A 23091-nucleotide genomic window follows, 5' to 3' on the forward strand; every position below is an offset into this window, starting at 1 on the left:
TCCCCTGAAAAGAGATTATCGAACTCAGTGGTGCGTTTTAAAGTTCAAGTTGTGAGATAAAGAAATTAATTTTGGCAGATTAATGCACCTAGAAAATATTGGTATGATACGGTTTGAAAGTTTGACCGGATTTGAACTAAGAAATTTTCCTGAAACAATTATTGTTTTGTATTGCAACAATGTTAAACGGCTTAAGCTGAAGAAAGCCCCTGATTCCACTTATTTCTTTAGTGCCGGTTCCGTGTATTTTACAGACAGTGGTTATGAGTTAGCACTTATACTTCAAAAAGACTACATAAAAGAAATACCACAGTTTGAAGCATACGTACACAACAAATGGAAAGAACTAGGATACACTATTCTTCCTGCTTGAATGTGGGTTTTTAGTTCTTTATTTATGTATGTAATTCCCCAAACAAGGTCTAACCCCATTTTTCCTGATTCTTCTTAAAAACCAGTAAGCTTCTAGAAATCCCAGAATTTCGAGTAAATTTTTCTGATCTCCGAGACGGTGTGTTCGCAGGTTGTCCTTTTAGGATCAAAACCGCTATCTGACACCTTAAGATCAAGTATTTCCTCGATGACCGACCGCATGATCAGTCCCATCTCTGCGGTGTTGTAGCCGCCCTCGAGCAAAAAGGCGATATTTCCGCCGCAGTGTCTCTCGGCGAGTCGCATAACGAATCTTGTAAGCCTGGCGAAACCTTCTGAGGTAACCAGCATTCCTCCCAGCGGGTCGACCTGGTAAGCGTCAAAGCCCGCGGATATGAGAATGAATTCCGGGGAGTACTGCTCCACCACGGGTTCGAGTATCTCGGCGAAGATTCTGAGGTAATCTTCATCTCCCAGCATCGCGGGGCAGGGGACGTTAACCGTGTACCCAAGTCCCTCTTTGTATCCGAGTTCCTTTAAGCTTCCGGTGCCGGGGTAAAACGGGAACTGGTGCACTGAGAAGAAGAGCACACTGCTTGAATCATAGAAGATATGCTGGGTGCCGTTTCCGTGGTGCACGTCCCAATCTATGATCAGGACTCTTTCAAGACCGCAGTTGGCCAACAGGTGGGCCCCGGCGACCGCCACGTGATTAAACAGGCAGAACCCCATCGCCCTGTCGTGTTCAGCGTGATGTCCGGGAGGGCGGGGGAGTACGAACGCGGTATCGATTTCCCCTGAAAGAATATCGTTTACAGAGCATATAAGCCCCCCGGAACCCGCAAGCGCGGCGTCAAAAGAAACTTCGCACGTAGAGGTGTCGGCATCAAGCTTCGAGAACTCCTTGCCGGAGGTGCCTTTGACCATATCGAAATAGGGCTTGCTGTGTACCAGAGTGATCTCTTCCTCCGTAGCGGGCCTTGTGTCGGCTGGAACCGTTTTCTCCATGAGACCCGAACTCTCAAGTGCTCCCAGAATGCTGGTCAGTCTTTCCGGACACTCCGGATGTCCGGGAGGGTTCTGGTGAGCCAGGAAAAGATCGTTACTTACTATCGAGAGTTTTTTCATTTTGGACTGCCTCTTTAAGATAACCTATGAGATAAAAGGAACCACAAACACAGGCTGCTTCTCCGTAGCCAAGAAGTTTTTCATATGCCTCCAGAGGATCTTTTACCGTCTCGACCGAGTCGAACTGTCCCCGGGCAAGCGCCAGAATTTTCTCCGTTTCCAACGACTTTTTGACTCCGGCAAGTTCCGTTATGATCAGTTTTCCCGAAACGCGGGAGAGCGTTTCGGTGAACCCTCCGATGTCTTTGTTCTCAAGCATCGTTATCAGGAAATTGAATTTTTTCCCCGGATGATAAAACTCAAGGGACTTAACAAGGTTCTCCCCCGCGGCGAGGTTGTGCGCGCCGTCGATTATAACGGGAGTTTCCCTGTTTAAGTACTCCATTCGCCCCCCCAGACTGACTCCAGCAAAAGCCTCTTTTATTTTTTCCGGGTCCGTTTTGTAGCGGGTATGCATTGTCAGCAACTCGGCTGCCGCTATGGATATAACGGCGTTTTCCACCTGGTGCGTGCCCGCGAGAGAAATTCTGAGTCCCGGAACGTTCCACCTGGGCCCCATGTAATCAAAGCTCAGATCTTCTTTTTCCCCGTAAGTGAACTCCGCTCCGATTCTGTGGCATGTTGAGGAGTTCTCCCGGACCCTGCGCTCGATTACCGAGAGGGCCTCGCCCGTGCATCCTGTCACCACGAGACCGTTTTTTTTGATTATTCCGGCTTTTTCCCCGGCAATCTCACCCAAAGTGTTTCCCAGGTATTCGGTGTGGTCAAAGGACACGTTCGTTATGACGCCTGCCAGATGATCGCATACGTTTGTCGAGTCCCATCTCCCGCCCATTCCCACTTCAAGCACGCCTACATCTATTGACTTGCCGTTGAAGTGAAGAAATGCAGCTGCCGTGAGCGTTTCGAAATAACTGAGCTCCACGCCAATCCCGGCGCAGGCGGCAAAAATCGTGCCGAGGGTCTCTTCAAGCTGCTCCCAGGTTATTTCCTCTCCGTCCACTTTTATTCTTTCCGTGACGTTGATCAGGTGAGGGGAGGTAAAGAGACCTGCGCGATAGCCGTTCACCTCGAATATTGACGCGATACAGGCCGCCACGGACCCCTTGCCGTTAGTTCCGGCAACGGCGACGTAATCCTTTTTCCTGTGAGGAAACCCCAGTTCTTCAAGAACCGCGGTGATTCTGCCGAGCCCCGGTTTTACGCTGTCCACTCCCTTTAGGCGGAGTTTTTTCAGATTCTTAAACATTTCGGGCCTACCGGGTTAAAGATAGCACATGTCGGCTTGATATCCCTCCCAGGTTGCAGGAGCGTTTTTTTCGAATCCGCAAGGGCGGGACGGAGATCCGAGTTTGGGTGATCAGTCCTCAAGTATAACTACGGCGACGGAGTATTCCCCGTCGTGTGATATGGTGGTATGAATTCGGGTCAGGCCCCTTTGTTCAGCGATTTCCTTTGTGCTTCCCCTGAGGTCTATGAAGGGTTTTCCAAGCTCATTGCGCTTGACCGCTATGTTGTGAAATTTTATTCCCCGTCTGAACCCGGTCCCCAGCGCCTTCACGAAGGCTTCCTTGACCGCATAGTTGGCCGCGTAGCTTATGTTTCTGTTTTTGCCGTCACCGTTCTGCGCGAGTTCATCATCGGTGAAGACCTTTCGAAGGAATTTCTCCCCCCACCTCTCAATAAGGTTCTCTATGCGACTGTTGCGAACCATATCGATGCCTATGCCTGAAACCATATCTTTTTGCCTTATTCCCTGCTGTAGAAAAATACTATAGCAGATTGATCATGTCTCTTACGGCTTCCTCCATTCCGGAGAGAACCGCCCGTGAAATTATGCTGTGGCCGATGTTGAGTTCCTCAATCCCGTCTATCCGTGAAACCGCGGTCACGTTAACGTAGTTAAGCCCGTGACCGGCGGATACCCTGAGTCGGTGGGAGAGGGCGTCTTCCGTTGATTTTCTGATCTTATCAAGTTCCATCATCATCCCGGTCTCGTCGCGGGCGTTTGCGTAACTTCCGGTGTGGAGTTCAACCATATGGGCTCCGGTCTGCGCGGAGGCGCTTATCTGTTCGGGGTCAGGGTCTATGAAAATGCTTACGAACAGCCCGGAGCTCTTCAGTTTTTCAATCCCCGCGGCAATTCTCTCCGTATCCCCGCGCACGTCAAGTCCTCCTTCAGTGGTTATCTCCTGCCTTTTTTCCGGAACGAGAGTCACGACGTCGGGAAGCGTCTCGCACGCAATCTCAATCATTTCGTCCGTTACGGCCATTTCCATGTTAAGTTTCGTCCGCACCGTCTGTCTCAGCAGAAGAAGGTCCCTTTCCTGAATGTGTCGACGATCTTCACGAAGGTGGACCACTATTCCGCTCGCTCCGGCGAGTTCAGCCTGCACGGCTGCGGTCACGGGGTCGGGCTCGTCTCCCATCCTTGCCTGTCTCAGGGTTGCTACGTGGTCAACGTTTACGTTCAGTCTGGTTTTCATCTACAGATTTCCTGTTCCGATGTTCTCGCTTATTACGGAAGATACGCGGGAAGCGATTCCGTTTATCAGGGTTTCATCCTCTCCCTCCACCATTACCCGCGCCAGCAGTTCGGTTCCGGAATATCTGAGGTTTATTCTTCCTTTGTCTCCAAGGATTTTTTCAGATTCCCTGACGATCTCGACAAGCCCCGGGATCTGCTCAAACGGTTTTTTCTCTTTGATTTCAAGACTGCTAAGAACCTGGGGAAACAAATCTATTATCCCGGCGAGTTCAGAAAGCTGTTTCCCCTTTCTTTTCATTATGCCCAGAATCTGAAGCGAGGCCAGCAGTCCGTCTCCCGTTGTCGAGTGGTCAAGAAACAGCAGGTGACCCGATTTCTCGCCTCCCAGGTTTGCTCCCAGCTCTCTCATTGCTTCTACCACGTATCTGTCTCCCACGCGGGTTCTCTTGAGTCTCAGCCCTTTTGCGCTGAGGTAGTTCTCAAGGGCCATGTTGCTCATCTGGGTAGCCACCACGGTGTCCGTTGCCAGGGTGCCGGTTTCAAGCATTTCGGATGAGCAGATCGCAAGCACATGATCGCCGTCAACCTCATTTCCGTTTTCATCGCAGAAAACCACCCTGTCCGCGTCTCCGTCAAGCGCTATTCCTATGTCGGAACCGCTTCGCACTACTTCTTCGCAGAGTATTTCGGGGCGAAGGCTTCCGCAGTCAACGTTTATGTTCGTTCCATTGGGCTCAGTGCCGATCGTGATCACCTCGGCCCCAAGTTCCTCGAAGATTATGGGTGCGACCTTGTACGCGGCTCCGTTGGCGCAGTCAACTACGATCTTCACCCCGTCGAGCGTAAGATTATCAGGGAAGGTGTTTTTGAGAAACACTATGTAGCGTCCGACCGCGTCCTCGATTCTTTTCGCCTTTCCCGTCAGGGGAGGGGGGCTTAGCTGTTTTTCTCCGAGAACCATGTTCTCTATTTCAGCCTCCGTTGTGTCCGGGAGCTTGAAGCCCGTGGAATCGAATATCTTTATTCCGTTATCGGTGTAGGGATTGTGCGACGCGGAGATGACCACGCCGGCCGTGGCTCTCATGTTTGAAGTGAGAAAGGCTATGGCAGGAGTGGGCAGGGGACCGACGAGCAGTACGTCGGCTCCCATGGACGTTATGCCCGAGGCTATTGCCTGTTCGAAGACGTAGCCTGAAAGGCGGGTGTCTTTGCCGACGAGTATCTTCACGTGGCTGCCCGTTTTCCCGGACAGATATTTTGTGAGCGCTTTTCCGAGAGCAAGCGATACCTCGGGGGTCATTGGATAGGTGTTGGTAACCCCTCTTATTCCATCGGTTCCAAAAATCTTTCTTTCGGGAAATTCAGATGCGGACTTTTTCATGATTTACGTCTCGGGGGATTCTTCCGGGGGAGGCGGTTTGACCCTGACCCTGACACTCGTCGGAGAGGTCTTCGTAAGTTTCAGCAGATCTGAACTTGGATACTGAACTTTTACCCTGAGTCTTTTCACCCTGCTCTCGCCCATCTCCGTCCCGTCTATGAAAACTTTGACATCATTGCTCGTAAGGTCGTTGATGGTCTTGTAGGGGCCGTTGAATACCAGTGTGGCCTTAAGCTCGGGAGTTGTAGTGTATTCGAGTTCTCCGAAATTCCGGGGAACTATGTCGACATCCCGAAACTCCTTGGACAGTATTATCTCTTTTATGTAAACCGTTACGTTCACGTGATCGCCTTCGAGGACTTCCATGTACTGGGATGGCAGCTGCAGCTGCACCGGCGCCGTGAACTCGGCTTTTTCGCCTTCAAGCTTTATTTTCGCCGTTTCTATGCTTTCCAGCTTGCCAAGCTGCGAAGCGGGTCCTTTTACCTTTACGAATTGCGGGACGACTTTTAATTTCTTCGATATCTCGTAGCCGGAGTCCGGTTCTCCGAGCACGGGTTTCACCTTGAACCTTTTCGTCACAAGCATGTCTATGTTAAGAGAGAGCTTTGAGGGCCTCGCAGCGACTATATCGATTCCTCTGGGAACTATCTGCGATGCCGCGCGCTTTAAGTCTATTTTAAGGACACCCCTTTCCGTTTTCTGCAGGTCAACGGGAATTGACTTGTTCGAGAAGGCAAATGAAGAGAGCAGATTTCTCGCTCCCCTGAGAGATAGGTCAACATTTTCGGGGGCATTGTTCACGATAATAAGGTCTTCAGGCAGGCCGCTTAGGTGAAGCGGAATCCTGACGTCCCTTTCCACGTCAAGTTCGAAGTTCGTAAATGCCCAGAGCATTACGGCCAGCGCGAGCGCGATTGTTTTTTTTGTAAGACCTTGAAAGAAAGGTTTTTTCTCCATCAGGCTTTTCCTGCCTGGCCTGTTTTTATGCTGCTCAGGCTCTCGGTGGTAAGTTCGGAAACCAGACTCGGCTTAAGCAGTCTATCGTTGGCGATTCTCTTAAGTTCTCCGTCCGCCACCAGCGAGATCTTCCCCGTTTCCTCGGACACGACTACAACGACGGCGTCAGTCTCGTTGGAGAGCTTTATTGCCGCCCTGTGCCTTGTTCCAAGCTCCGTTCCCAGTTCAAGGTCAGTACTGATCGGGAAAAAGCACCCGGCTGAAACAATAACGTCGTCTTTGACTATCACTCCTCCGTCGTGAAGAGGGGACGCCGGGTTGAAAATGGTTATAAGCATCTCGCTTGATAAGCTGGCGTTAATGGGTCTTCCGGGAAACACTCTTAGGCTCTCCTGCCTTTCAATGGCTATCAGGGCTCCGATTTTCCTTGAAGAAAGAAAAGAACAGGCATCCCCCAGCTCTTCTATCATTGCTTCGTTTACGGCATGTTTTGCGAAACTGAAGAGAAGAGGTTTTTTCCCTATGTTCGCAAGCCCTCTTCTTATATCATCCTGAAAGAGAATTATTATTATGAGGATAGCGAAGCCGAGAAAGTGCGTAAGCACCCAGTTAAGCGTGAAAAAACCCCATTTCCTCGAGGCGAAGTAAAGAACCGCCATAGCCACGAGTCCTACCAGGATCTGCGAGCTTCTGGTTCCCTCTATGGCCTTCAGTACGTAGAAAAATATTATGGCGACGATCAGGATATCCAGACTGTCGGAAAAGAATCGAAAGTTCTGTATGGTAGAATCTGTCATATCCTAGTTAGTCCCGTATATGCTCTTTACCGTCCTAATCGCCTGCACTGTCTCAAGTACATCATGAACTCTTACGATAGAAATACCCTTGAGCATTGATATTATTACTGAACAGACGGATCCTATCAATCTTTGCTCGGCAAGCGGGCTCCCCAGGATTTCTCCTATAAAGGATTTTCGCGAGGTTCCGATGCAGACCGGAAACCCGAGCCGGCAGAATTCCTCGAGCTTTCTTATGATTTCGAGGTTCTGCGGAGTGGTTTTTCCGAATCCGATGCCCGGGTCAATTATTATGTGGTCCCGCGGCACTCCCGCCGCCATTGCCGCCTGAGCCGAATTCAGAAGAAAGTCCGCTATATCGGGAATAAGCGAACTGTATTGGGTTTTCTCCTGCATGTCCAGCGGGCGTGAACTTGTGTGGGTGAGTACGATTGCGGCTCCTTTCTCCGATACTTTCTGCGCCACTTGCGGCTCGAAACTCAGTCCGCTTATATCGTTTACCATCGAGGCTCCGCACCCAAGAGCCTCCTCGGCGACGGCCGCTTTTGTGGTGTCGACGGATATTACGGTGTCAAATTCCACCGAAGCCGCTTCTATTACCGGTATAACCCTGTCAAGCTCCTCTTCCGTGCTCACGCCGAGAGAACCCGGCCTTGTGGATTCTCCTCCTATGTCGATAATATCGGCCCCGTCTCTGATTAAAGAGGCGATTCTCCCGAGAGCTTTTTGGGGATCGTTGTACGTTCCGCCGTCATAAAAGGAGTCCGGCGTCATGTTCACGATTCCCATGACGAGGGGTTTTTGGCTGAGATCCAGTTCTTTTGAACCGAGTTTTATCAAATGATGTTCTGGTGCGTTCTGATCTGCTTTGTGGACTGAAGACTTTAGCAAAGGGCTTTTACTCCCGGTTTTGCAAAGACAGCCAGAAAACAGCGGCGGGGCAGGGCAGAACCCTGGGAATCAGACCCTGCTGGTTATATCGAACGGCTTTTTCGCTTCCGGCCTGAACTCACGTGTTTTTGACACCAGTTCGTCAAGTTCCGCCGAGTCTACGACTTCTTTTTCAAGAAGCAGGGAAGAGAGTTCATGCAGAAGATCCAAATTGTCTCCGAGGAGCTTCATCACCTCGTCGTAGCTTTCGTTCACGATCTTCCTTGTCTCCTGATCGATCTGCACCGCGGTATCTTCGCTGTAATCGCTTTTTCTCGATATTTCCCTGCCCAGGAAAGGCTGCTGTTCCCCTTTGCCGAAAGTTACCGGTCCCACAACTTCGCTCATTCCCCATTCGCATACCATTTTTTTGGCTATGTCGGTAACTCTCTCAAGGTCGTTCGCGGCGCCGCTGGTTCTTTCGGAAAACACAAGTTCTTCGGCGGCCCTGCCTCCCAGAAGCACCTTTACTGTGGAAAGGAGATAGGTTCTCGACAGGGTGTACTTGTCTTCAAGGGGGAGCTGCTGAGTAACTCCGAGAGCCATTCCTCTCGGTATGATCGTCACCTTGTGTATGGGATCGGCCTCGGGAGTAAGTTTCGCTACGAGCGCGTGTCCGGCCTCGTGATAAGCGGTGATTTTTCTCTCTTTTTCGCTTATCAGCATACTTTTTCTCTCAACTCCCATTGTGACCTTGTCTTTTGCGTATTCAAAGTCTTCTATGGAGACCTGTTCCTTGTCGTTGCGGGCAGCATGAAGAACCGACTCGTTGACCAGATTTTCAAGGTCGGCTCCGGAGAAACCCGGGGTGGACCTGGCGATCACCGAAAGATCAACGTCAGCAGCCATCGGGGTGTCTTTTGAATGAACGACCAGGATGGCTTCTCTTCCCCTGACATCCGGCCTCGGAACGACAACCTGGCGGTCAAACCTCCCGGGCCTGAGAAGCGCCGGGTCAAGCACGTCCGGGCGGTTCGTGGCGGCCATGACTATAATGCCCTCGTTCCCTTCAAAGCCGTCCATCTCGACCAGGAGCTGGTTAAGGGTCTGCTCCCTTTCGTCGTGGCCCCCTCCTAGTCCTGCTCCCCTGTGTCTTCCCACGGCGTCGAGTTCGTCAACGAATATTATGCAAGGGGCGTTTTTCTTGGCCTGTATGAACAGGTCCCTTACCCTTGAAGCTCCGACTCCGACGAACATCTCCACGAAGTCACTCCCGCTTATGATGAAAAACGGCACTCCCGCTTCTCCGGCTATGGCTTTTGCCAGGAGGGTTTTTCCCGTTCCCGGGGGACCGACCAGAAGGACTCCCTTGGGTATTCTTCCTCCAAGCCGCGTGAATTTCTCCGGATTTTTCAGAAACTCCACTATTTCGCTTACTTCCTCTTTTGCCTCCTCGACTCCGGCCACGTCCTTGAAGGTGATCTTGTTCTGTTCATCGGAGAGCATCCTCGCGCGGTTTTTTCCGAAACTCATCGCTTTCGTCCCTCCGGCCTGTACCTGTCTCATGAAAAAGACCATGAGTGCGACCAGTATGAAAAGAGGGCCCCAGTTTATCAGTATCTGTGTAAGCGAACTCTGTTTGCGATGGGAAAAACTGAACTCCACTCCGCTTTCCTCAAGCTTTGCGATAAGGAGTTCTCCCGCGGGGCCGGTGGTTGTGAATCCGCGGTCTTCGGGGTCGGCGTTTTTAAGCTCTCCCCTTATTATGTTTTCGCCGAACTCTACCCTTGCCAGCCTGTCGTTATCCAGGTGTTCCAGGAATTTGCTGTAGGATATTTCCGAGTAGACGTTCGCCGAGGTGTTCATGAACTGGTACACGGCGAACACTCCGACGAATATGGCCACCCAGAGCACAAGGTTTTTAAAAATGTTTGCTGACATATATTATTCCTTGATATTTACACAACTCTCACGCGGATAAACATATCCGGAAGATAAAATAACATAGTTAAATTTTCATTTCAAACGGGTTTTGATAATGCCAAGATCCCAGCGTTTTCCTTTATCCAAATCCATAAGAGAATGGACTTGCTGTTTTGTTGCGCGAAAAGTCTTGACTCATTTAGTCGGGCCATTCGACTTGGCGTTGGAAGTCAGAGTGGGAAAGTAATTCTCTGGCTAATGTCTGCCCGGGAAATTGTACTAGGGCCACCTGCGATAGTGTGCTTGTAGAGAGGGGGATTTTCTTGGGCACAAATCCCCGAAACTTTAAAACACTGAAGCGAACAGCGAATTGTGGCTTGGCGGACAAAACCTTTATCCATTCATCAGAGCCCGTGAAATCGATTGGTTTTCCGGAGACGGGAAGCTTTGGATTTCCTTTGTACGGCGCGCAGTCGTAATAGAGGATGCGTAGAAGGAATTCGTCTTCTAAAAGACAAGAGTGGGCAATGGTTTCAATGTAGTCAGGCGTATATTCAAGGTCAGCTTGCCGAACTAACACCCGCAGATATCCACCGTCGATGAAAATCGCTGTTTTCAAAAGAGAGGCCTCCCACGGGTTTTAGCCTGTGGGAGGCCCCCACATACATGCCCGCCTACGGGCGTAACGGATAATATCATAGTTTCACTGGAAGGTTTTATTAAAAAATCTATGCGAAACAAAAAGTTCTTGTCAAGGCTGCATGTTTCCTATGTTACCGGTTCGATTATAATCAATCGCGGTGATAAAACAACAACAGGTTTCCGTAAAAAAGACCACTTCCTAACCTTGTTGCTCAAATGGGTTTTTTAATCGTAAAGGTCCGTTCCCAGATACATCTCTCCACTGTCGCAGAAAGTTACAAGCACCTGGCCGCCGTCTCGAAGTTCTTCTGAGATCCCAAGGGCCGCGCTGAGGCAGGCTCCCGAAGATATTCCGACCAGTATGCCTTCCTCGGAAGCGAGAGTTTTGGCGCATTCACGGGCATCCTCCGTGGAAACCGCGTAGATTCTGTCGATCACGCCGGTATCAAGCTTCTCGGGAACGAACCCGGGCGATATTCCGCAGATGCCGTGAGTACCTTCTTTCCCCTCGGAAAGAGTAGGGCTTTCTGTGGGTTCGACCACCACTACCTTGAGACCGGGGTAGATTTTTTTGAGTTCAGAGCCCACTCCCATTACCGTTCCCCCGCTTCCGACTCCGCACACGAAGGCATCGAGATGTCCCGGTATCTGGTTTTTTATTTCTTTCGCGGTTTCCTCGCGGTGAATCCCTATGTCCGCTGTGTTTTTGAACTGGTCAAGAAAATAGGAATCCGGGTTTTCGCGTTCTATCTCGCGAGCCTTTTCTCTCGACCCTCGAAGCCCCAGGCTTGGGTCGGTGAGAACCGCCTGTCCCTTAAACGCTTTTATTACCTGGACTTTCTCTTTTGCCGTATCCCCGGGCATAACAACGGTGAAGTCGTAGCCGCCTGCCCGGCAGCAAAGGGCTATTCCTATCGCGGTGTTCCCGCTTGACGCTTCGATTACGGTTGTTTTACCGGGTTCTATCAGGTTTTTATGCTCCGCTTGTCTTAGCATGGCGATACATGCCCTGTCCTTTATGCTGCCCGCAGGGTTTAAGTTCTCAAGCTTCGCCCATATCTTTGAGCGTCCGTCTTTCGGTACGCTTCTGAGCCTTATTACCGGAGTGTTGCCGATGCAGTCAATCAGGTTTGCCATTTGCGTGTTTTTCGTGCGGATTTTCCGTGCCCGGTCAATACACAAGAAAAGGGATTATGTCTTTGAGCGCGCTGCCGTCTTTGCTTTTGATCTCAGCCAGTATCTCTCTTATCTGCTCCCACGTCACGTCTTCTTTCCTGATCTCGTTCTTGAGTTTCAGAATAAGTACTTTTATTTCCTGGTCCGTCACGCCTTTTACGTATGAACTGAGAGCGGCCATCGCTTCATCTTCAGAAAAATGTGTCATTGCTCTAATTGCCGATTAAAATAACCCAAAAAGTTTTTTTAAGGTAACCTTTTTTCGAGTTGATTTCCACGGAACTGTATACTCCCGGTGCAAATGAATTTTAATAGAGGGATCAATCTTGCCGGCAAAGAGCCGGGCAAGCTTCCCCGTTTCCGTTTCTTCTTGCCTCTGGCCTTTGCGTTTGCCTGTCTGGTCGGGATTCTTGCGGTCTATATCTATTTCTCAAAAGATCTCCCTGACCTTCGCGATCTCACAAGGTATCAGCCCGCTATTCTAAACGAGTTCTATTCATCCGAAGGAGAGCTGATAGCACAGTCCGGGCTTGAGAGAAGGGCGCTTGTAAATCTCGAGGATATGCCTACTCACGTAGTAAACGCCTTTATAGCCGTCGAAGACAGGAGGTTCTACCAGCACAGCGGCGTGGATGCCAAAAGCGTTGTGAGGGCCCTTTTACAGAACCTGATTACGGGCAGAATCGTCTCCGGCGGAAGCACCATTACGCAGCAGATAACCAAGAACCTCATTCTGGGTCCGGAAAAGGCCTACAGCAGGAAGATAAAAGAAGCTATTCTCTCATACAGAATAGAAAAGAACCTCTCCAAAGACGAAATACTCTATCTTTACCTAAACCATATATACCTTGCCGACGGCGTCTACGGAGTTGAGATGGCGAGCCGGAATTACTTCGGGAAGTCGGCAAAAGACATAAACATAGCCGAGGCGTGCCTGCTGGCGGGAATTCCGCGACGACCCGAGCTTTACTCACCCAGAGTCAATCCCTCAAATGCGCTTAAAAGGCAGAAGACCGTGATAAACATAATGCGCAACCAGGAGTTCATAACCGAAAGACAGAAGCGGAACGCCTTGGCGTACAAGATAAAAATCATTCCGAAGCAGGAACCCAGAGGGGAGTACATAGCCCCTTACTTCATTGAGTACGTAAGGGAGTATCTTGAGAAGAAAGTCGGCAGGAGGGCCTACGAAAAGGGCGGTTACAAGGTTTACACAACCCTTGACATGGACCTGAACCTTGTGGCTTACAGGGCCATTAGAAGGGGAATACGCAACACCGAGAAAAGACAGGGCAGAACCAGATTTACCATTGCCAGACTCAGAACTCTTGAGCAGATCGAGGAATTCAAAGAACAGCAGCGCCAGCTTGCTTTTCAGGACGGAAGAACGTACAGGGCCGTTATCACCGTCACGGGAGACATAGACGAGAAAACTTCTTTTGCCACGGTGGAAGTCGGCGGCGAGAAACGGAAGTTCAGTTACATAGTCGACCCGGAGAGGTATCTTCCCCCTCCCGATGGCATCTATCTTCTCCCGGAGAGACTGAACCCGGGAGACGTTATAAAGGTGAGGGTGTCTGTAAGCGACGAGAAGGTGACCGATATAGTTCCCCTGTTCTGGCCCCAGACCCAGGGGGCACTGGTTGCCATGGACGCAAGGGGCAACATCATCTCAATGGTAGGAGGATATGACTTCGGACTCTCGAAGTTCAATCGGGCTATTCAGGCGAAAAGGCAGCCGGGTTCCGCGTTTAAGCCTTTTCTCTATTCGGCGGCTATAGACAAAGGGTATACGCAGACGAGCAAGCTCCTTGACGTACCGATTATCGTGGATGACTGGGTTCCGGAGAATTACGACGAAGAATACATGGGGTCGATCTTCTTCAGAGAATCTCTCGTCAACTCGAGGAACCTTTCTTCGATCAGGCTTATCATGGACGTGGATCCGCGATATGTAGCGAGTTATTCCAGGCCCTTCGGGTTCGGATCCAGAATCAATCCCTATCCCTCGCTTGCTCTGGGAAGCTCCGAAGTTACTCTGCTGGAAATAACTGCAGCATATTCTGTTTTCGCAAATTCCGGGATATACAGGAAACCGAATTTCATACTCAGGATCTATGACAGGAACGGAAGCCTGATTGAGGATAACACCGGGGAGGTGTATCTGCGGTACGAGAGGAGACTTAAGCAGGGTGAGGAGTCGGGGGAATGGCATTATCAGGAGCGTCTTTCGCCGCAGCCTAGCGAGAGCAGGTCGCAGTTTTTAGGGCTTTTGGCCGAAGATCAAAGAGAGTTCGTTACCGCGGGGGAATTCGGGTTTTTCATCAAGAAAGTTCCCATCCATTATTTTGGCAATACGGAAGAGTTTAAGAGGGTTATAAGCCCCGAGACGGCATATATAATGACGGACATGATGGAAGCGGTTGTATCGGAGGGGACGGGACTGCTCGCCAACTCACTTAATTCCAAGGCAAGAGTCGCAGGCAAGACAGGGACCACAAATGATTATACGGATGCGTGGTTCATAGGATACAGTCCCATGGTTGTCGCGGGGGTGTGGGTTGGAAAGGACGATAACACCTCGCTTGGAGACAAGGAAGCAGGATCCCTGTCCGCGGTTCCAGTCTGGAAAGAGTACATGAGCAGGGTGCTTGACAAATACAATGAGCGCAAGGAATTCGAGATTCCATCCGGCATAAAAATCAGGAACACTCCCCTGGGAGAAATTTCATTCAAGGTCAAGCCAGCCATGTCCAAAGACGAGGTGCTCAGGGGATTGAAGATGATGGTAGTGGAATCTGCGGAAAAGAAAGCGGAGAGCTCAGAAGAATACGACTACAACAGGATAAGGTCTCTTTTCAGGCGGGATAAGGAAGAAGATAATGAATAAGCAGGTAACAGAGAAACGACTGGGTAGAATTCATCTTCTTGAGCTTCGATTCCCTCCAAGCTCCAGGAAGTTTAGAGGGTCATTTATTGAACATTATTGTTCTGTTTTTGTATATCAGAATTTCTCTGTTGATGTGAGACCAGATTGCTTTTGAAAGAACCTGTTTCTCCAGATCCTCTCCCTTTCTCACTAGGTCGTCTATGGAATCGTTGTAGTTTACCCGTATTACATCCTGCTCTATTATGGGTCCGGAATCCAAATCCTCGGTTACGTAATGACTCGTTGCCCCAACGATCTTGACACCTCTTTTGTAGGCGTTGTGATAGGGACGTGCTCCTGGAAAGGCGGGAAGGAAGGAATGGTGAATGTTGATTATCCTGTTTCTGTAGTGTGAGACAAAATCCTCGCTAAGTATCTGCATGTACCTGGCAAGCACTATGAAATCCACTTTATAGTCCTTGAGAAGCTCAAGCTGACTGGCTTCCACTCCCTCTTTGTTATTTTCCACATCGTTGAACACATAAAAATCCATGCCGTAGCGGTCGGCAACAGGCTTGAGGTTAAGATGATTGCTTATAATGAGGGGAACTTCCACATTCCACTCCCTGACCCTTAGCCTGTATATGATATCGGAGAGACAATGTGGGAGTTTTGAGACGAAAACTGCCATGCGCAGCCTTTTCCCGGTGAAGAATATGTCGAATTTTATATCGAATTCAGAAGCTACTTCCTCTTGGAAACGTTCGGAGAATTCCTCTTTGGGAATGGAAAATTTCTCCATTTCCCACTTTACACGAACAAAGGTGACCATGTCATCCATGTCCATGCAGTGCTGCATTTCATGTATGTTACCGCCATACCTGGATATGAAGTCGATTATTGCGCGGAGAAGACCCGGACGGTCAAGAGAATGCGTAAGCAGTATTGCTTGTTCAGATTTTTCTGGCATGATCAGTACCAACGCTCCTTTCAGTTAAGCTGTTATTCTACATGAAACAAACCCAAAAATCCTACAGGTTGTTCTTAGCCCTTTAAGTAGGCTTTGTCGGTTTTTAAAGGGATCCGTATTTTCTCATAAAGCATGAACAAGTGCTCTATACGCTCGCGCTCGGAAGCGAAACCGGAGCGGCGGTAGAGCCGGTCCACAGCAAGATCAAGGGCTTGGTGTGCGCGGCGGAGGTTGGGCGGCATCAAGTCGGGATCATATAGATCAGCAAGTGTTGTGTCTGGGTAGGTAGCACGGGCATCGAGTATGGCTTGAGCGAGTGATTCCAATTTCCCCCAGCTTGTCTTCTTGTCCATAAATCCGGGTGGTACAGAAAATGTATTATAAACAAGACCGATAGAATAGCGATAATCGCTTTTCAATCGTCCGCCGACATGTCGCAGCCAAGCCATATGCATGGCCGAAGTAAGAAGCGCAAAATCGACGAGAGAGGCGTTTTCCAGAACGCGAACGAGGTTGCTTGGAACGACTGGCGGTTCAAGCCAGCCAATTGGAATGTATTCCCGTCTTTCTGAACTGACTTCGGGAATGACCAAGAATGGGGCTTCAGGAAGTACGTTTACATGGTAGAGTGTGGGAGTTTTCCCTAATTTTTGAGTCGGACTGCTTTTGCTGGCTTTGCGATAATCACGAACAGCGGCAATTCGTTTCTTTACCTTTGGCATCCTTGCTAACAAAGACGGTGATGCGTCATGCAAAGCGAGAATCCAGCGCTTGCCGCCCCGCAAAAATTCCCGGGCACCTATAAAAGGGCGTAGTAAAGATAAGGCTTCCGGTTCTTCTTCAAGGAATTGTTCTCGTTCCTCGGTCGTAAAAATGTAATGGCCGCCGTCTATCGGCTTTGACCCGATGATCAGTTTTGACAGCCCGTTGATCGGTCGGCTTTCTTCTCTCACTACGAGATTGGTATCGTCTAATTCGCCGCAATCAAAAAGATAGGGTGACAGTGCTTTGTGTCGAGTTTCCTCCGGTTCACCACTAATGTCGGGATAGCTGAACAGGTATTTTTCCGATTTTGCCATTCCTCGTCTGTCCAGCCCAATAATTACCACATGGACATGTGCTTTGCCACGAGCGTCAGAACCCCAGGCGAAAGTGCGGTGAGCAAAACTGATTTCGAGCTTAAAGCGGCCAAACAGTAGCGGCCATAGCTGTCCCACCTGCTCGCCCTGAGTAATAGAGTTCGTTGCCACGAACCCTATTCGCGCTGGAGTCTCCTGAACATATTCTCCAGCCCTGATGAACCAGGCGGCAACATAATCTAGGCTGCCGCCGCTTTTACCCAGATTTGCTATTTTGCGGATTTGTGCACGCTGATCAGTTGTCTGAAATTTCGAGCCCACAAACGGTGGATTGCCGAACACATAGTCGCAACGTTCCGGCGGTAAAATCTCAACCCAGTCAACTTCCAAAGCATCTCCATATCGGATGTTGGGTGATGTCTTAAGCGGAATACGTGTGTAAGTCTCCCCGAATTCCAAACTCAATTGGTTATTCATAATATGATCCATCATCCAAAGAGCGGTTTCAGCGATCCTTGCTGGGAATTCACCGAGTTCAATGCCGTAGAACTGGCTCACGTTCACCAGGGAGAGTCTTTGCATGTAGAACTCTCCCTGTCGTATTGATCTGATTTCCTTTGTGTGGATTTCCCGTGTGCGCAGTTCACGGATTACTTCTATTTCAAGCAGACGGATTTCTCTGTAAGCGATTATCAGGAAGTTCCCGCAACCACAGGCTGGGTCGAAGAACGTAAGACTGCCGAGTTTTTTCTGAAACTCCTCAAGCCGCTTTCTGCGCTCTCTTCTTTTTCTCTTGATCTCTTCAAACTCCTTGCGTAAATCATCAATAAACAGTGGTTCAATTACCTTGAGGATGTTTTTCTCGGTTGTATAATGGGCACCTTGAATGCGACGTTCTTCTGGTTCCATGACAGACTGGAAGAGTGCCCCGAAAATCGCCGGAGATATGTTCGACCAGTCGAAGTAACAGGATTCAAGGAGGCGCTCGTGCATTGTTTTGTTAAAAGAGGGAATACTCAGAGGTTCGCAGAAAAGGTCGCCGTTTACGTAAGGAAAGTTGGCAAGGTCTTCGTCAAGAGCCAAGGAGCGCTTGTCAACCGGTGTATCCAGAACCTGGAAAAGCTGGGTGATCTTAGCTCCGAGATAGGAACCGTCTTCCCTTGTATGCGTCTCGATGAAATCAAGGAAGATATCGCGCGGTTCGAAAATGCCCGTGTCATCAGCAAAAAGGCAGAAAACGATCCGTACCAGGAAGCGTTCCAGATCGTGACCGCGGTAGCCTGCCTCGTCAAGAGCGTCGTGCAATCGTCCGACAAGTTCTGCCGCCTTTATGTTTGCCGGATCCTGATCGCGGAAGGTTTTCCGCTCCACGCCGGTTATGAATCCGAATTTCTCGACATGCGCAGACAGGTCATTCAGCGTAAAGGCAATCTTTTCTCTTTCATCAAGGTCATGGAGCTCGAAATTCTGGAAGTCGCTGACCAGAATATAACGTGGACGTTCTCCCTCGGGCAGAGCATCAAAATAATCCTCAGCCTGCTCATAGGCGTCGGCTAGATTATTGCCAGAACTTTTTTGTTCAACCAGCAGCTTCCCCGGCCAGAACAGGTCTATGAAACCTGACTTGTTATCTAATTTTTTTACACGTTTTTCGTAGTGGGCGACGGAACGGCGTTTAACTCCGAATATTTCAAAAAAATCGTTATAGAAACTTTGCGTTTCTCCTTTTTCGTAAGCAGCGTCCGCCCATTGGCGAGAAAACTCGGCTGCGCGACTTCGGATTTCATTCCAAGATAAGCGCATGGTGGTTTATATTTTCAATCGAAATGCTTCCATAATCGGGTGGTTATATTTATGAAAATGAGATCAAAATAGTCCTTTGAGGAGTCCTCCGTCTACTTGGATAGTTGTTCCGGTCATGTAGCTTGCTTTTTCTGAAGCAAGAAAGCAGGCTAGGGCGGCCAGTTCTTCTGGAGATCCTATTCTCCTTAGGGGAATGTCTTTTTCCATTTCTTCTATGGCTTCTTCGTATTCAATGCCCGACTGCGCGGCCCGTTTTTCCGCAAGTGCCTTTATCCTGTCCGTGTAGATCCTTCCGGGACAGATGTTGTTCACCAGTATATTGTCTTTTGCCAGTTCGTTTGAAAGAGTCTTTGAGAAGCCTATGAGCCCGGCACGGGAAGTGTTTGAGAGTATCAGCCCGTCTATCGGCTGCTTAACAGCTATTGAGGTTATGTTGACTATTCTTCCCCAGCTTCTCTTCTTCATCAGAGGAACTACTTTCTTCGCCAGGTAAATGCCGCTTAGAAGGTTAAGTTCCAAGGCGTTTTGCCAGTCAGGTGATTCAAAATCTTCGAAAAAGCCGAAAGGGGGCCCTCCGGCGTTGTTTATCAGAATGTCAATTCCGCCAAGTGTTTTTACCGTTTCTTCTATTACACGGTCAATCTGTTCTGTATTTGTTACATCGGCCGCAGAGGCAAGAACATCAAGCGGAAAGCGGGTTCTTATTTCGGAAGCCGTGCGCTCTATTTCTTCTTCTGAACGCGAGAATATGGAGAGATTTACACCTTCATCTGCAAGAGCAAAAGCTATTGCTTTTCCAATTCCCTTGCTGGACGCCGCCACCAAGGCGACTTTTCCCTTTATGCCGAGGTCCATAAGCTATTTTTTCTTCTGCTTTGACTTCGCTTTTTTCGTATCGGACTTTATAGAGTCATATGTCTGACTGGAACCTGAAACAGCAGCTTGTTCCGTTGGAAGAACGGGACTCTGGGAAGAAGCGGCAGGGGCATCTTCTCCGATATCGTGATCTTTTAGCTGCTTGGGCTCAGATATTTTTTTCTTCCCGTAGTCGGTTTCATACCAACCCGAGCCTTTCAGATGAAAAGCGGAAACAGAGATGAGTCTCTTAAGTCTTCCTCCGCATTTTTCGCACTTTCTTACAGGTTTGTCATTAAAGCCCTGCAGTATCTCGAAGACGCCTTCACACTTTCTGCATTGATATTCGTAAATAGGCATGGCTTATAAAATTCCCCATGTTTCCAGAAAATCATCCGGATATATGAAAAAAAATCAAGAACAGCGGTTAAATAGGGGACTTCTCGCTGATCCCCCCGGATTTGTCCATGGATTTATATAAGTTTACATAATATACATTATCGGACGTTGGGTATTTTCGCTGGGAAACTTGAAGAGGAGTGTCATTTGGGATATATTTATAAGTAATTAGAGGTAATTAAAGATAAAAGCTTATAAGTTTTTTTTAGACAATTATAACTATTGCTCTTCCTGGACCATGAACTCCCAGTGTAAGGTTAAGTTCTATATCAGCCGTTCTACTCGGTCCAGTTATAAAAGAAATACACGTACACAATTCATCATAATTTTTTTCATAAGATTCCCCGAGCTTTGCAAACAGAGCATGAATATTCAAAACTATATTCTCTTTTTCAAGTATCGCGATATGCACGGGAGGTAGAAGCGAAGTAAGCCTAGGCTGCTTTGGACCGGACAGCAGAACTAAGGTTCCTGTGTCAGCAATGGCGAAATCAGCTCCAGTTATTCCTATATCTGCGGTTGCAAGATCAGTTTCCGAGGCAATTTCAAGTGATTTCAAGGGTTTTGTATCCCAAAAGGAAACCGACTGGGCACCAAGCTCCTGGATAAGTTCATTTATTTTCTCAATCAGGCTTCCTTTCTCTTCGAGAAGATGAACTTCCCCGGATACCATCTCAAAGTTTACTATAAAATCGTTTTGTAACTTGCTTTGATCAATAGATAATTGAGGGTTTAGAAAACCATTCTTTGTAGTTTCCCTTTCCCCTTTCTCCATTGTTCCCGCGGGATGTAGTAAGTTTTGTAGTATAAGTGCTTTGGATTCTTTAAAAATCATCTTAGTCCTATTCCATTTTCCCCATGGTATTTCTCTTTCCATCTTTGTCTAAAGGGTTTTTTCGAGAAGGCAGGAAAGTTTTTTTCTCTAGTCCACTTTGAAAAAGGATATGGAAGTCCCTGTAATTCATTGCCTTTTTGGTAGAAATATTGAAGAAAAACCATCACTCTTCCTGTAAGATTATAGTAAAACGGCTTGCTGAAAACAAAACTCCAGACCCGAAAAGCAATTTTCTCCATGAATCCTGCCGGATCCGGCTTCTTCCTGCCTTGTTCCACTACTTTCTGCCTCAAAGAGAGAAGAACATGGGGAAAATCGATTTTTACCGGACACACGTCCCTGCAGGCTCCACAAAGGGATGACGCAAACGGCAGGTCTGCCGTTTTTTCCAAGTCGTTTAACTGGGGAGTTATTACCGCGCCTATCGGTCCCGAGTAAACCCATCCGTAACTGTGCCCTCCTACCTGTCTGTAAACCGGACATATGTTAATGCAGGCTCCGCATCTTATGCAGTAGAGCGATTCCTTTGTCTCCTCTGATCTTGCTATGTCGCTTCTTCCGTTATCAAGAAAAACAAGGTGAAACTGCCGGGGACCATCACTCTCCCCTTCCCTTCTGGGGCCCGTTATGAGAGAAACGTAAGTGGAGGATTTCTGCCCCGTGGCGCTCCTTGCCAGAAGGCTCAAAAAAATGGAGAGCTGCTCGAACTTGGGAACGATTTTTTCTATTCCCATGATAGCCACGTGTATGTCTGGAAACGTGGTTGCGAGCCTGGCATTGCCCTCGTTCTCCACTATTGCTATGGTTCCACTCTCCGCCACGGCGAAGTTCACCCCGGAAACGCCCATATCGGCCGAGAGAAACTTTTCTCTCAGTTTTTTTCTCGCTATTTCCGTAAGCTTTTCCGGCTCTTCATACTCGGGCACTCCGAATTTCTCGGAGAAAAGCTTCGATATGTCTTCTTTGGTTTTGTGGATTGCGGGGGCGATTATGTGGAAGGGATGATCATCGCAAAGCTGAACTATGTATTCCCCGAGGTCTGTTTCCACGGTGTTTATCCCGTTTGATATGAGGTGCCTGTTAAGTTCTATCTCCTCTGTGGCCATCGATTTGCTTTTCACGACGTTTCTGACGTTGTTTTCTCTGGCTATATTGACCACTATTGAGGAAGCTTCTTCGGCATCTTTTGCCCAGTGTACGTTGCCACCCATCCTGATAACGCTTTTTTCAAGCTCTAGGAGATAGCTGTCCAGATTGTTGATCACATCTTCTTTTATCCTTCTGGCTTCGGACCTGAGTTCTTCCCACTCAGAGACTTCGTTTACCGCTTTCCGTCTGAAGGCTCTTGACCTGTCGGTGAAATTCACAAGAGCTTTTTTCAGCTTTGAGCTTTTTAGAGCCTCTACGGAATTTTTCTTGAAATCTATGCGTTCGGTAATCATTTAGTGTCCTCAAAAGCAATGAGCTCGGCCAGATGAAGCACTTTTACGGGCATTTTTTTTCTGGATACAAGTCCCTTTATGTTCATGAGGCATCCCATGTCTGTTGAAACGACGGCATCTGCCCCTGAATCCAAGATCGAGTCTGTTTTTTCCTTAAGCATGGATTTTGACACTTCCGGATACTTGATGGAAAAAGTGCCCCCGAAACCGCAGCATGCATCCGGCATGTTCATCTCAACCAGCTCAACCCCGTCAAGCGACCTGATGATCTCCCGGGGCTGGGAACTTATCCCGAGTTCCCGAAGGGCGTGGCAGGAATCATGAAACGTAACTTTGCCCCTGTATCGGGACTCAAGCCTGAAGGTTTCTTTTCTGCTGTAGATGAATTCTGAGAACTCATAAATTCTGGATGAGACTTCTTTTGCCCGGGAAAGCCTCTCAGGATCATCGCGGAGAATCTCAGCATAGTAATTCTTTACCATGGAAACGCATGAACCCGAGGGGCACACAATCGCTTTATCGCTTCTCGCGAAGACATCGAGAAAATGGCGGGCGACCTTCCCGGCTTCTTTTCTGTGGCCGGAGTTAAACGCCGGTTGCGCGCAGCATGTCTGGTTCTTCGGAAATTCGACATTCATTCCCATTTTGGAGAGAACCCTGAGCATCGCCTCTCCCACTTCTGGAAAAAAGTTGTCTACAAGGCATGTTATGAAGAGAAGAATTTCGTTTTCTTTTTTCTGGGATCTCATGACGTTTTTTTGTTCCAGACCTCCTGCCAAGCTTGAAATTCGCGCAGCCCTACCCTGTAACGTGCGCAGTTCCCTTCGCACAGTGTCATCATAAGTTCGTTCTCAGCGATTTCCCTGAATGTTTCCCTGTCATCAGAAGCGACATTTTCCTTTGTCCAGTTCTCAAGATATTCAAACGCCGGCTTTCTTCCCATCGTGGCGCGGATCACTTCACCTATAATATAAACAAGTCTCTCGCGGTGGCTAATCAAGAACCGATCAGGTTCACCAACCACATGTCTTACCCCTCTGTAACGCAAAGCGGATGACTCGTATGCCCTGATAAAGAGATTTTTAAGAAGTGAGAGATATCT

The 23091-nt window shown here is 48.7% G+C and carries 22 protein-coding genes; 2 read left to right on the top strand and 20 right to left on the bottom strand.

What is annotated here, in order from left to right; translation table 11 throughout:
• Window positions 1-103 precede the first annotated feature (103 nt).
• The gene (locus OXG75_07085) at window positions 104-373 is read left to right on the top strand and encodes a hypothetical protein (protein ID MCY3625736.1); all 270 of its coding nucleotides are present in this window, start codon (window positions 104-106) and stop codon (window positions 371-373) included.
• 92 nt (window positions 374-465) lie between these two features.
• Here the strand turns inward: OXG75_07085 and OXG75_07090 are convergent, their stop codons facing one another.
• The 12 genes from OXG75_07090 to OXG75_07145 form a co-directional block, all read right to left on the bottom strand.
• Window positions 466-1500, bottom strand: a complete 1035-nt coding sequence (locus OXG75_07090; protein ID MCY3625737.1) for a histone deacetylase — start codon at window positions 1498-1500, stop codon at window positions 466-468.
• A complete protein-coding gene (locus OXG75_07095; protein MCY3625738.1) occupies window positions 1475-2749 on the bottom strand; it encodes a Mur ligase family protein in 1275 nt (424 codons plus the stop codon). The genes OXG75_07090 and OXG75_07095 overlap by 26 nt, the downstream gene beginning before the upstream one ends.
• A gap of 111 nt (window positions 2750-2860) precedes the next feature.
• Window positions 2861-3238, bottom strand: a complete 378-nt coding sequence (acpS, locus tag OXG75_07100; protein ID MCY3625739.1) for a holo-ACP synthase — start codon at window positions 3236-3238, stop codon at window positions 2861-2863.
• 34 nt (window positions 3239-3272) lie between these two features.
• Entirely contained in the window at window positions 3273-3986 is a 714-nt protein-coding gene (locus OXG75_07105; GenBank protein MCY3625740.1) for a pyridoxine 5'-phosphate synthase, read from the bottom strand.
• Window positions 3987-5369: a phosphoglucosamine mutase gene (glmM, locus tag OXG75_07110; GenBank protein ID MCY3625741.1), complete on the bottom strand. Its 1383-nt coding sequence runs from the start codon at window positions 5367-5369 to the stop codon at window positions 3987-3989.
• 3 nt (window positions 5370-5372) lie between these two features.
• Window positions 5373-6329 (bottom strand): CdaR family protein, encoded by a 957-nt coding sequence (locus tag OXG75_07115; protein MCY3625742.1) that lies wholly within the window; start codon window positions 6327-6329, stop codon window positions 5373-5375.
• A complete protein-coding gene (gene cdaA, locus OXG75_07120) occupies window positions 6329-7126 on the bottom strand; it encodes a diadenylate cyclase CdaA (GenBank protein ID MCY3625743.1) in 798 nt (265 codons plus the stop codon). The genes OXG75_07115 and cdaA overlap by 1 nt, the downstream gene beginning before the upstream one ends.
• A gap of 3 nt (window positions 7127-7129) precedes the next feature.
• On the bottom strand, window positions 7130-7966 hold the full coding sequence (gene folP, locus OXG75_07125) for a dihydropteroate synthase (GenBank protein ID MCY3625744.1): 837 nt from the start codon (window positions 7964-7966) through the stop codon (window positions 7130-7132).
• Window positions 7967-8086: 120 nt separating this feature from the next.
• The gene (ftsH, locus tag OXG75_07130; GenBank protein ID MCY3625745.1) at window positions 8087-9937 is read right to left on the bottom strand and encodes an ATP-dependent zinc metalloprotease FtsH; all 1851 of its coding nucleotides are present in this window, start codon (window positions 9935-9937) and stop codon (window positions 8087-8089) included.
• A 181-nt stretch (window positions 9938-10118) separates the two neighbouring features.
• Complete coding sequence (locus tag OXG75_07135) at window positions 10119-10538, bottom strand: hypothetical protein (GenBank protein ID MCY3625746.1); 420 nt, start codon at window positions 10536-10538, stop codon at window positions 10119-10121.
• 248 nt (window positions 10539-10786) lie between these two features.
• A complete protein-coding gene (locus OXG75_07140) occupies window positions 10787-11698 on the bottom strand; it encodes a cysteine synthase family protein (GenBank protein MCY3625747.1) in 912 nt (303 codons plus the stop codon).
• A 34-nt stretch (window positions 11699-11732) separates the two neighbouring features.
• Window positions 11733-11945, bottom strand: a complete 213-nt coding sequence (locus OXG75_07145; protein MCY3625748.1) for a hypothetical protein — start codon at window positions 11943-11945, stop codon at window positions 11733-11735.
• A 93-nt stretch (window positions 11946-12038) separates the two neighbouring features.
• On the opposite strand from OXG75_07145, the gene OXG75_07150 reads away from it, so the two are divergent.
• Window positions 12039-14627, top strand: coding sequence for a PBP1A family penicillin-binding protein (locus OXG75_07150; GenBank protein ID MCY3625749.1), 2589 nt, complete (start codon window positions 12039-12041; stop codon window positions 14625-14627).
• 79 nt (window positions 14628-14706) lie between these two features.
• On the opposite strand, the gene purU is transcribed toward OXG75_07150, so the two are convergent.
• From purU to OXG75_07190, 8 genes are all read right to left on the bottom strand, one after another.
• Entirely contained in the window at window positions 14707-15576 is an 870-nt protein-coding gene (gene purU / locus OXG75_07155) for a formyltetrahydrofolate deformylase (GenBank protein MCY3625750.1), read from the bottom strand.
• Between the two features lie 74 nt (window positions 15577-15650).
• Window positions 15651-18458 carry a class I SAM-dependent DNA methyltransferase gene (locus OXG75_07160; GenBank protein ID MCY3625751.1) on the bottom strand — a complete coding sequence of 936 codons (2808 nt, stop codon included), beginning with the start codon at window positions 18456-18458 and terminating at the stop codon, window positions 15651-15653.
• Window positions 18459-18521: 63 nt separating this feature from the next.
• Window positions 18522-19313, bottom strand: coding sequence for an SDR family oxidoreductase (locus OXG75_07165; protein ID MCY3625752.1), 792 nt, complete (start codon window positions 19311-19313; stop codon window positions 18522-18524).
• Window positions 19314-19316: 3 nt separating this feature from the next.
• On the bottom strand, window positions 19317-19673 hold the full coding sequence (locus tag OXG75_07170; protein MCY3625753.1) for a zinc ribbon domain-containing protein: 357 nt from the start codon (window positions 19671-19673) through the stop codon (window positions 19317-19319).
• A 244-nt stretch (window positions 19674-19917) separates the two neighbouring features.
• Window positions 19918-20589 carry a lactate utilization protein gene (locus OXG75_07175; GenBank protein ID MCY3625754.1) on the bottom strand — a complete coding sequence of 224 codons (672 nt, stop codon included), beginning with the start codon at window positions 20587-20589 and terminating at the stop codon, window positions 19918-19920.
• Window positions 20544-21989, bottom strand: coding sequence for a LutB/LldF family L-lactate oxidation iron-sulfur protein (locus tag OXG75_07180; protein MCY3625755.1), 1446 nt, complete (start codon window positions 21987-21989; stop codon window positions 20544-20546). The genes OXG75_07175 and OXG75_07180 overlap by 46 nt, the downstream gene beginning before the upstream one ends.
• Window positions 21986-22738, bottom strand: a complete 753-nt coding sequence (locus tag OXG75_07185) for a (Fe-S)-binding protein (GenBank protein MCY3625756.1) — start codon at window positions 22736-22738, stop codon at window positions 21986-21988. Before OXG75_07185 ends, OXG75_07180 begins: the two co-directional genes overlap by 4 nt.
• Window positions 22735-23091: hypothetical protein (locus tag OXG75_07190; protein MCY3625757.1), on the bottom strand; the 357-nt coding region annotated here is incomplete at its 5' end. The genes OXG75_07185 and OXG75_07190, both read right to left, overlap by 4 nt.

Source organism: Candidatus Dadabacteria bacterium, from assembly GCA_026705445.1.
Lineage (GTDB): Bacteria > Desulfobacterota_D > UBA1144 > Nemesobacterales > Nemesobacteraceae > Nemesobacter.